8 protein-coding genes are annotated in these 10133 nt (G+C 47.5%); 2 read left to right on the top strand and 6 right to left on the bottom strand.

Features of this window, described 5'->3' with window-relative positions:
- Positions 1-82: 82 nt before the first annotated feature.
- Complete coding sequence (locus tag H6F68_RS24415; protein ID WP_190563057.1) at positions 83-385, bottom strand: hypothetical protein; 303 nt, start codon at positions 383-385, stop codon at positions 83-85.
- Between the two features lie 345 nt (positions 386-730).
- On the opposite strand from H6F68_RS24415, the gene H6F68_RS24410 reads away from it, so the two are divergent.
- The gene (locus H6F68_RS24410) at positions 731-1564 is read left to right on the top strand and encodes a hypothetical protein (protein WP_190563055.1); all 834 of its coding nucleotides are present in this window, start codon (positions 731-733) and stop codon (positions 1562-1564) included.
- 217 nt (positions 1565-1781) lie between these two features.
- Here H6F68_RS24410 and H6F68_RS24405 read toward each other — a convergent pair whose 3' ends face one another.
- The 5 genes from H6F68_RS24405 to H6F68_RS24385 form a co-directional block, all read right to left on the bottom strand.
- Entirely contained in the window at positions 1782-4508 is a 2727-nt protein-coding gene (locus tag H6F68_RS24405) for an ATP-binding protein (RefSeq protein ID WP_190563053.1), read from the bottom strand.
- A gap of 262 nt (positions 4509-4770) precedes the next feature.
- Complete coding sequence (locus H6F68_RS24400; protein WP_190563051.1) at positions 4771-5208, bottom strand: GNAT family N-acetyltransferase; 438 nt, start codon at positions 5206-5208, stop codon at positions 4771-4773.
- Positions 5209-5218: 10 nt separating this feature from the next.
- Positions 5219-5770, bottom strand: a complete 552-nt coding sequence (locus H6F68_RS24395) for a hypothetical protein (protein WP_190563049.1) — start codon at positions 5768-5770, stop codon at positions 5219-5221.
- Positions 5771-5868: 98 nt separating this feature from the next.
- Positions 5869-7803 carry a diguanylate cyclase domain-containing protein gene (locus H6F68_RS24390; RefSeq protein WP_190563047.1) on the bottom strand — a complete coding sequence of 645 codons (1935 nt, stop codon included), beginning with the start codon at positions 7801-7803 and terminating at the stop codon, positions 5869-5871.
- Positions 7804-8011: 208 nt separating this feature from the next.
- Positions 8012-9454, bottom strand: a complete 1443-nt coding sequence (locus H6F68_RS24385) for a bifunctional orotidine-5'-phosphate decarboxylase/orotate phosphoribosyltransferase (RefSeq protein ID WP_190435596.1) — start codon at positions 9452-9454, stop codon at positions 8012-8014.
- A 187-nt stretch (positions 9455-9641) separates the two neighbouring features.
- Here H6F68_RS24385 and H6F68_RS24380 point away from each other — a divergent pair, with 187 nt between their 5' ends.
- The gene (locus H6F68_RS24380) at positions 9642-10130 is read left to right on the top strand and encodes a hypothetical protein (protein ID WP_190563036.1); all 489 of its coding nucleotides are present in this window, start codon (positions 9642-9644) and stop codon (positions 10128-10130) included.
- The last annotated feature ends 3 nt before the right edge of the window (positions 10131-10133 follow it).

Here is a 10133-nt window from a genome sequence, read left to right as displayed (position 1 = left end):
AATCTTTTGCCGTGGTGAAGTATCTATTTGAGCTGGTCACGCATCAGCAGTGGTTTACGTTTGAGAAGGCCTTCATGTATGGTTAGCCCCACATCCTATTTAGGATTGCTATATGACCGATGCAGATGATATCGTCAAATGGTTCACCGCTAGCAACCGCTGCAAGCCAATGCTGTTCAATTTTTGCTTTCAGTTCAAGCGATAGTGTTTCAATACTTTTGGTGAAGAACTTGCCAAAGGCATCAAAATTCCAGAAACCACAGTGATTAAAAGTTAGCCACTGGCTGTCAATCATCAACTCCTCTTCATGTAGTCGTTCTAATAAGGGTTGCCATTTCTGAGGTGAGCCATTGAGCCCAGTTGCTAATACAATTAATCGCTTCATATGCTGCTCTTCTAACTAGGTAAGATTAATTACATAGCAAGTTCTAATTTCTAATACAGAATAGCTGCTGGTACTGAAATACAGCAGAGTTAGCAACAATAGATCATTATTTCTCTGCTAGGTGCTTGCCACCTTGGGTATGAAGATGAATCACGACCACCCATTCCTTAACGAAAAACCCTCAGCTGTAGTCAAACACTGGCTTGATTTGTAACTGCTAGAATTTGGGCAATCGGCCATCTTATTGCGCGATCGCTCATCAGGGTTCTAATAGTCCGTCGGATAGGATGATGAGTATCCCGGCTGACTACATGAGTTTTATCAATTGTGTTTAGAAGTAGAGTAGTGTTTCCATCTAAGTTCTTAGTTCTCGTGATGCTGGGGATACTTCCGATCGCGATCGCCTGTACCGAGCAATCGTCACCCACTGCTCCAGTGTCCAGCGCTAGTCCTGCTGCATCATCCAGTCCGAGTGCTTCGCCTACACCCTCAGCCAGCTCTACAAACGCGATCGCACCAGGGCAATATTGTTACCGTGCCGATTTACCAACGCTCACATCGGTATTGCGTTTAGCGGTAGCGGCGGATCAGACGGTCACTGGGGACAGTCAGGCCACCATACAAAATAAGTCTGAGGGCTACTATTCCTCCTATGCTCAAAAGATTTCTGGCTCATTGGCAGGAAATCAACTAAAGGCCCAAATTCGTACCTGGATTGAGTATGACGTTCAAGACACCCAGGAAACCTGGAACATTACACCCAGCGAGGTTGTGACGCGGCAGGCTAAATTGGTTGCTGCTAATTGTGAAGAGGTGCGATCGCGTTTTACAAATAAAGATGGATTGGAAGTGCGTGATCTCCTAGATGCGGCCTCTGCCGTACATACGAAGCAAGTACAGTTTGAGGCAGACCGCAACAGCACTGTCGTTAACCATGCTGTCATTCGGGGAGAACGAGATCTGTATCTGCTCAAGGCTCAAGGGGGACAGCAAATGAAGATCGTCCTTACCTCGACAGAACAGAACGCCACCTTTGATGTGGTGTCTCCCAGCGGATATATTCTGACTACCGGGGCACAGTCAGAAACGGTGCCTTTACCCCATACTGGCGACTATCAAGTGATTGTCGGGAGTACCCGCGGCAATGCTACCTATGAATTGCAAATCACGATTCAGTAAATCTAGAACTCTCAATCTAGGCTGGCGATCGCCCCAAACAAAAAACCCCCAGCCGTAGCTAGGGGTCACATTCAGGGTGCATCTACCAGTTCTTTATTCGCAACTCCCAGAGAGGAATCAGGAAGGATTTGCAAGAGATATGTGATTTAGCACATCTGGCTTCGCAGCAGGGGCGATCGCATCCTTTGGCTCCTATTCGTTAAACTGGCTGGCTAAATTACGACCAGCGCTCCAAGAGGTTACTTAAATCCTTCATCTTGATTGGTTTGCTCAAGTAATCATCCATGCCTGCCGCTAAGCACTTTTCTTGGTCTCCAACCATTGCGTAAGCAGTGACCCCAATAATGACTGGATAATGTTCCTGTCCTTGGCGCTGGCGTAGCCGTCGAGTTGCTTCGTATCCATCCAGCACAGGCATCTGGCAGTCCATCAAAACAATGTCATAGGAAGTTGCCGCGAGTTGATCCAAAGCTTCTTGCCCATTGTTAACTGCATCCGCTTGATAGCCCAGCTTTTGCAGCATTTTGATTGTCAGCATTTGGTTGAGGGGAGTATCTTCTACCACTAAGATTCGAGCTGTGGGTATGGCGTAGGTGCTAACGTTTCCTACCGCTTGAGTGGCGAGTTTCTGGGGTTGGCTGGGGGCAAGCTCTAAAGAAGCGGTGAACCAAAAAGTGGACCCTTGTCCTAAGGTACTTTCAACTCCAATGTCTCCTCCCATCAAGCGCACAATTTTTCGGCAGATGGTAAGCCCTAATCCGGTGCCTTCATACTGCCGAGTGGCTGATGTCTCAACTTGAGTAAAGGGTTCAAAGATTCTGGATTGATCTTCTGGGGCTAAACCAATGCCTGTATCTTGCACGCTAAAGTGCAGGGTTACGGTTGAGTCTTCCTCCGACTGCTCCCGCTGCTCAATTCTAAGAACTACCTTTCCAGTGGTAGTAAACTTGATGGCATTGCGGATGAGGTTGGTCAGCACTTGTTGGAGGCGATCGACCGGACCGACTAGCCATTGGGGAATCTCTGGGGCGATGCTCGTAATTAAAGGCAAACCTTTAGCATCTGCTTGGGGCTGAAACAGATTGGTCAAATCTTTAATCACAGTCCGCAGGGCGAACTTGGTGGAGTGGAGTTTGAGCTCCCCAGCTTCTAACTTAGACAAATCAAGAATGTCATTAATAATCGCTAGTAGGCTTTCGCCACCGTGGCTAATAGACTGGATATACTCTTGTTGTTGTTCATCTAAGGAAGTGACTTCGAGCAACTGCGTAAAGCCCAAAATCGCATTCATGGGGGTGCGAATTTCGTGGCTCATGTTGGTAAGAAACTCACTTTTAGCTTGGTTTGCCTTCTCTGCCTGGGCTGCGGCTTCTCGCAGGGCTGTCTGAGAGGATTCTAGGGCCGCAATTAGGAGGCTGTGTCTTAGTTCTTGAGCCGCTTCAATTTCTAAGGGTTCCCAAGGTAAGGAGTGGTCTCGTACTAGCTCTTTCCACACTTCAAAGGAGCCTCTAGGAGAGAGCCGTACTACTCCCTCGGCGGTGACTGAAACTGCATCACTAGGATTGCCCGCCCACTTAACGGTGTAGCGCTGTTCTGGGCGGAACCAAATGATGTGATAAGACGTATGTCTCACCATGATGGAGATGGCTAAAACTCCGCTGGCGACTTCTTTGAAAAGTTCAGCCTCTGGGTATTCTTCAACGAGGCTGTCTGTGTAAAATATCTCCTGTTTTTTGTCTACGAGTAACCAATTCAACAGGTCTTGAATTTGGATGTTGCTGGGGGTTTGACCTACCAAAATAGCTTGATTACCTAGGGCGATCGCGACTCCTTGGGCCTGTACGAGATTTAAGAGCGTCTCTTGGTTGCGTTTGAGTACGGTGTCAATCCGGTTGGGATACTTCAGCAGATCTTGTCTAAATCCTTCTTCAATGCGTCTAATGCGTTCACGATAGTTTTGTAGTTCTCGCTCTTGCTGCAAAACTAACTCGACAGAAACCAGTTGCCCTAGCAACTCACATACCCGCCGCGTTTCATATCCCACCAACTTAGGGCTGTAGTGATGACAAGCCACCAATCCCCATAATTGATTTTGATCAATCAGAGGGATAGACATGGAGGCCGAAACTCCCATGTTTCGCAGATATTCCAGGTGGCAGGGAGAGACGCCACGCAATCCTGATTGGCTAAGATCAAGAGGAGCCTCAACACTTTCAGCCGCAACTAAATTGACAGGCTGATAATGCACATCTGGAATGACTCGCAGCCACTTGCGGGTAAATAAATTCCTAGCGACAGAGGGAATGTCAGCGGCAGGATAGCGTAAGCCCAAGTAACTCTCTAAGCCGGAATTCAGTTCCTCCGCTACGACAATACCGCTGTGGTCGGCATCAAAGCGGTAGATCATCACGCGATCGAACTGAATCACCTTGCGAACTTCTTTTGCCACATTCTGAAACAGCTCTGTGAGGGTGGAAGCTTGTTTGATGTTGACCAGAGCCTGAGTCAATTGGCTATAGAATTCGCCCGATTGAATTGGGTTGGTTGACGGCATCGGTTCTAGTTCCAACACGATCGCCTGATCATTTCGATGCATTGTGGCTAAAAAGGCCGCTGCTTGTGAGCTAGAGGCCTCGCAAACGGGTGGTGCTTTGAGGTTGATAGCAAAGGGATGAGAAGTGTCCGCCCCATTTTGCAACAGCGCTGTAACGGACTCGACTGTTTCGTCAGTAAAGATATGCGATAACGGCTGACCCAGTAAAGACTCTAAAGCTAGACCAAAGTATCCTTGGGTGTTCTCGCTAAGTTGGGTAATCGTGAGGTCTGGCTCTTGCAAGGCCAAGAGTAATCCATGCGGTTGGATTTGCCCAATGATGTGGATGGGTTCGCGATCGTCTGCCGCTAAACCAACCAATTCAGAGGTGACTCTCTTCAAGGGCTTCATAGTGAGCGTCTGGCCTGTGTCAGTTTACGTCTCTAGTATGCCCACTGCAAGCGATCGAACTCTGTTCTTAAAGAACTGAGCCGCAAATTTTCCTGAAACCAATTTGCTTCCCAACAAAAAACCCCTAGCCGAGGCCAGGGGCTGAAATCAGGGTGCATCTACCACTCCTTTATTCCTAGCTAATTAAACTATGTCCGGAAAATTTTCAACGATGGTCAATTAGGTGAGTGGGTTAGGGGTTGAGGTGCGATCGCAACGCAAGTTATCTTTGTTTGATAAATTTCATTTCACCATCTGGCTCAACACTGGTAGGCAGCCAACCCAAGTGGAGGTAAAACCCATAGGCTCTTAGGGTTGGGTCATTCCCTGTCAGTAACCAAATCTCTTCAGCTCCTTGGGACCATAGCCATGCTTCAGCTTGTTGCATCAAGGCGCAGCCTGCTCCTCGACCTTCATAAGCTGGGAGGACAAACATCCCAAAAATAGTTTTCTCTGTGGCATTGGCGATCGAGAAAGCAATGGGTTGATTGTCAATTTCCGCAATCCAGACAGCGCAATCAGTTTGCAACATCTCAGCCACGGTTTCTGGAGTAATACCTAGCGCCGCAATCTCCTCACGGGATTGATGATTTTCAATGACGCTGGTTCTGATTTCAAATAGAATTTCGATGTCTTCAAGTTGCCCGACGCGGATATGCATTTAAAGAACCTTAGAGATCAGAGCGGGAGGAAAAACGTTTGAGTAAATTGGAGATGTAGGACCATATCAAGCAGCTACCAAACCCAGTCATAATTAGCCCCATTGGATATGTGGCCCAACGGCTATCTTGCCGCAGGGACAAAGATTGAATTTCTGAATTTTGTAGAAACGCATTGATTTGAGCAGCTTTCTCTTCCGTATCGCTAAAGCCATGATTCATTGGAAAATGAAGTTTGCCATCGGGTAAGAGCAAAATTAGCTGTCTTAATTTTCCGTGGTGTTTAACCTCTGCGCCTTCTAGTTGCGTCAGCGGGAAAGGAACGACTTTTTTTCCTAATAAACTAGATAGCATTAGCTTGCAAATGCCGAGATTGGAGTTGGGGCGATCGCAGCTTAAGGTTGCCAGCTGAGGATGGGTTAAGAATATTCCACCTTGAGTCAGCAAAAGGATTGTGAACAGCGTTGTCACACACGCTTGCCCCAATTCGGTGGAAGCGCCTTGAAGCATAAATGAGCTATATCCCGATCGCTGTTTTCCAAATCTACCCTGAAAATTTCTCATGCTGACTTATCGCTTGGAGTCTGAAGTTTATTCACTCCAGTGAAGGGATACAAGCTGACGCAGCCAAGTTTCGGGTAGACACTTGCTATAGGAAGAAATTAGGCGGTTGGCTGAGGGATGGAGTGAAAGATGTAGCGATCGCGGCCTTGGCGTTTGGCTTCATAGAGAGCTTCATCTGCTGCTGTTACCAACTGTTCTGGAGAAGCTGTACTAGTTGGCACTACACTGGACACACCTATGCTAATGGTGAGAAATTCGCTCACCTCTGAATTAGGATGTGGGAATTGGGATTGGTAGATTTCGTGCTGAATGGATCGGGCGACTGCGATCGCACCCTTGAAATCTGTAGATGGCAAAACGATGGCAAATTCCTCACCACCATACCGAGCTACTAAGTTAGCTGGACGCTTCACAGTTTGTTGTAGCACCTGAGCCACTCGGCGCAAACAACAATCTCCGCCTTGATGACCATAGAAATCATTGTATTTTTTGAAAAAATCAACATCACAGAGAATTAGCGATAAAGCCTGCTGTTCGCGTTGTAAGCGATGCCACTCCTGCGCCAGGTATTGATCGAAATAGCGACGATTGGCAATTTGGGTTAATCCATCTACTTCAGAGAGGCGTTGCAGTTCTCGGTTGGCTCTTTCCAGCTCGGCAGTGCGTTCCTCGACCCGCCGTTCCAATACATAGTTGGCATTTTCTAGAGCGGTAAAAGATTGTTGCAATTGATCAGCCATGCGATTAAATGAATGACTGAGCAGTTCTAATTCATGGACTCCTTGTGTGTTCACGGTTTGGGCTAGATTGCCATCTGCGATCGCTTTAGCTGAAGCATTGATTTGTAGAATTGGCTGAATCACTTTGTGAGCTGTGACAATCCCAGTCAGAATGGCAATCATCAGGGCGATCGTGCAGAGCAGAATCGTATGACGAGTATTAATGTTGATCTGCTGCATAAAATCTGATTCTGGGATGACAACTACGACGAGCCAATCCAGACCCAGGTCGTCTTGCCAGGGCATGATCTGTACAAACTGATGCTGGTTTTGTAGAACAAGCCTCAGTTGTTGACGATGCTGAATTCCATCCAGGCTACCGAATTGCTGATTTAAAGCAGTAGCGGTTGATTGAATGAGGGAATCAGGGCTGTCTGAGGCTTTGAGGCGAGTGGGGGTGCCATTGACAACCTTGAAAGACTCTGTAGAGCTGGAACTGGCAATCATCCGTCCGTCTCTTTCCATAATAAAGATGGTAGTAGAGGCGCTGATTTTGAGTTGCCGGAGAAAGTCGCTAATTTGAGACAAACGTTGCTCAATCGCGATCGCTCCAATTAGATTTTTGTTTTTGTCATAAACTGGGCTACTAATGGCGATCGCTAAAGGATTCGTTGTAAAGCTCTGCCACGTGTAGACGGAGGTCCATTTCGGTTTACTCGTTCGCATGACCTCTGTATACCAAGCCTCCTTTTGGAACGGGTAATATTTCCCTGTTTCAACGAACCTACCGCGATTTCCCTGGGAGTCTGGCTCATAGATATAGAGACGATTATCTCCATATCGCTTACTACTCATCCGCTCGGTAATCAGCTCCAGAGGATAGGTTTGTGGTCGTCCTACATCTACATATTCTCCGGTTTTGGCCCCAAAGAGGATATAGCCGACCTGATAGAGCTTTGCTTGCTTCCAAAAGAAGCGTCCTAAACCATCTTGATCTTTGGGATCAACCAAGCCAGAACTAATGGCTGTAGCGTTCAGTTCATTGAGCTGACGAGCGTTAGTTAAGTAGCAGTCAAGATGGTGATTAATTTGTTGAGTTGCTTGGTTTTGGAGATTAACGACGAGTTCGTTGACCGCTTGTTGCCCATTACGAAACGACCAGTAGCCCACTAACCCTACTGTAATGACCAGTTGTAGGATAAAAGGGACAATTAGCAGTCCACGCAGGGGTAAATTTCTAGGCTGCCGCAGGGGGCACTGGGGCAGATTTACTGTGGGACGCACCGTAACCAGTCGCTCAAGCTTGCTCGACATAGGCTTATGGAGTTGTTGAAAAGGGGGCTACCGAACGACTGTAAAGCTTTCCTGAGACAACCCAAATTAATTTCTCAGCCGTGTATTAAGCATAAAGTTTATTTCTCTGAAGGCAAGAATGCCCTGAATCACAGCTTTCCTAACGCGATCGCTTTGCTAAAAAACGAGGAAAAAGCTGATAGGTTGGAAGCCAAATTCGCGATCGCTTTTAATGTTCTACGAAAGCTTGAAATTGCTGGTCAGTGAGTCGTCCAGCTTGGTGGAGTGTATGAGTGATTTCAGAAATGCTTAAAACTGAGTGGGCTTGATAGCCTTGCTCTTGCAGTCGTGTTTTGACGCCTTGTTCATGGTCGATAAACACCACAATATCCTCCACATTTAAGCCTGCTGATTTCAGCTTTTCGGCTCCCTCGATCGCGCTTTTGCCACTGATTAAAATGTCATCTACCACCACCACTGTTTCACCAGGCTGAAAGTTGCCTTCAATCACGCGACGGGTTCCGTGAGCTTTAACTTCCTTACGAGGGAAAATCATTGGGTAATTGAGGCGGAGTGACAGGCCAGTAGCAGTCGGTAAGGAGCCGTAAGGAATGCCAGCAATGCGATCGAAACTTAGATCTTGCAGAATATCCGCATAAGCGGTTAGGACTTGGTGGAAGATTTGAGGATTGGAGATGATTTTGCGGAGATCGATGTAGTAGGGAAAAGTAGCACCAGAGGCTTGCACAAACTCCCCAAATAGGATGCAGCCAATGTCGTAGAGTTGCAGAATTAGATCTAAATGCGGGTGCTGATCTAAGGGGCAAACATCGGGTATCCATAGGTCGCAGTTAGAAGCCTGCCCCACCAGTTCCACTCGGATTTGGTTGACTTCTTCGCTTAACGACTGAATGGCTCTACCCAAATGCTTGTTGCTGACTAAATCCTGGGGCACCGGAATCAGTAACCCATCTCCCTCGAAGCTCAAGCCTGCGGCTAGCAATGCGGCTAAATCACTATCTTCGGCCCAGATACTCCGGGCTAGAATCAAGCGTTCTGGCGCGATCGCTCGAATTTTCCTCAATACTTCGGGGGAAGTAGTGCCGACTTCTAAGCCTACTTGTTCCGGCGTACCCCAGCTTCTCGCCTCCTGCACAACTTGGACATACAGTGGTTCCTGGGCGTTGGGATAAGTTTGCAGGGCGATCGCGGCTGGGTTGGAAGTGCAGCAAAGTACAAAAGCTGCCTTTCCGGGATACATCAGAAATGGGGCGATTTGATCCTGGCCTGCATAAGGATTGAGCGTAATCGCATCCACCCGCCACTCCTCGAACACAGTCCGAGCAATTAAAGTGCTGGTGTTGAGGTCCGCATGTTTGGCATCTAGAATCACCGGGATATGCTCTGGGATAGCCGCAAGCGTGCGCTGGAGTAGTTCTAGACCTGGAGCGCCTAAAGCTGTGTAGAAGCCTAACGTGGGTTTATAGGCACAAACTAAATCAGCGGTTTCCGCGATCGCGAATTGTAGCCAGTCCCATAACTGTTCGATCAGTGCTTCCGGTGACGTATTGCCAGGATGGGCGGGCATCATTTCTGGGTTTGGGTCCAGCCCCAAAAACAGCAAGCTCTGGTTGCGAGCGATCGCTTCATTGAGTTTGTCGAAAAAGCTCATGCAGTATTCCCCACCCTAGGCTGTCTAGTTGCAGATACGGTCTCCTACTGAAGATTGGCTGGCTGCACCGGAATTGTCCAGTTTCAGCGCCGAAAAACAACAGCATTTAACAATTCGATCAGTCTTCTAGGGAAAGTTTTCATAGAGGCTTTTACTAAATCATCAGGCTTTTGACTCAGCGACAACTATGAAAACTGTGGAACAAACTGCGACAAAACTGGTTCTGCGTCACCGTCCTACTCAAGTTTGGAGGTTGGCCGCAGGCATAGCGATCGTCTTGCCAGTACTGCTGTTGTGGCTGAGTACAGGCAATTCCTGGCTAAACTACCTTTGGTGGTTTCCCTTATTTGTGGTCTTTTGGTTTGGTTGTGGAGCGCTTTTGTTTATTGTTGCGGGTCAAGCTATCACTTATGAGCTTGATAAAACAGCTCACAAATTAACGGTGCGACATCACAGATTACCCAAGACCCAAACCACTGAAGTTGATCTAAAAGACATTGTGGACGTGCAATTGCAATTGAGTAGTTGGCAGCATGATTCGAATGCAATCTATCAGGGTGTGCTGTTATTGCGAGGCGATCGCGTGTTGACTCTACACTGCGGTTTCAATGCCAGTCGTCAAGATAAAGAGGCGATCGTCACTGTAATTCGGCAGTTTTTAGGAATGCAACCTTGAGCA

It is taken from the genome of Trichocoleus sp. FACHB-262, from assembly GCF_014696035.1.
Classification (GTDB): Bacteria; Cyanobacteriota; Cyanobacteriia; order FACHB-46; family FACHB-46; genus Trichocoleus.
Note: the sequence above shows the minus strand (reverse complement) of the source record. Positions and strands in the feature narration are given on the sequence as shown.

Excerpts from the sequence above, each read along its gene's own strand:
- H6F68_RS24385 (WP_190435596.1), bottom strand. The coding sequence starts at position 9,454 with ATGAGCTTTTTCGACAAACTCAATGAAGCGATCGCTCGCAACCAGAGC.
- H6F68_RS24415 (WP_190563057.1), bottom strand. The coding sequence starts at position 385 with ATGAAGCGATTAATTGTATTAGCAACTGGGCTCAATGGCTCACCTCAG.
- H6F68_RS24380 (WP_190563036.1), top strand. The coding sequence starts at position 9,642 with ATGAAAACTGTGGAACAAACTGCGACAAAACTGGTTCTGCGTCACCGT.
- H6F68_RS24395 (WP_190563049.1), bottom strand. The coding sequence starts at position 5,770 with ATGAGAAATTTTCAGGGTAGATTTGGAAAACAGCGATCGGGATATAGC.
- H6F68_RS24390 (WP_190563047.1), bottom strand. The coding sequence starts at position 7,803 with ATGTCGAGCAAGCTTGAGCGACTGGTTACGGTGCGTCCCACAGTAAAT.
- H6F68_RS24400 (WP_190563051.1), bottom strand. The coding sequence starts at position 5,208 with ATGCATATCCGCGTCGGGCAACTTGAAGACATCGAAATTCTATTTGAA.
- H6F68_RS24405 (WP_190563053.1), bottom strand. The coding sequence starts at position 4,508 with ATGAAGCCCTTGAAGAGAGTCACCTCTGAATTGGTTGGTTTAGCGGCA.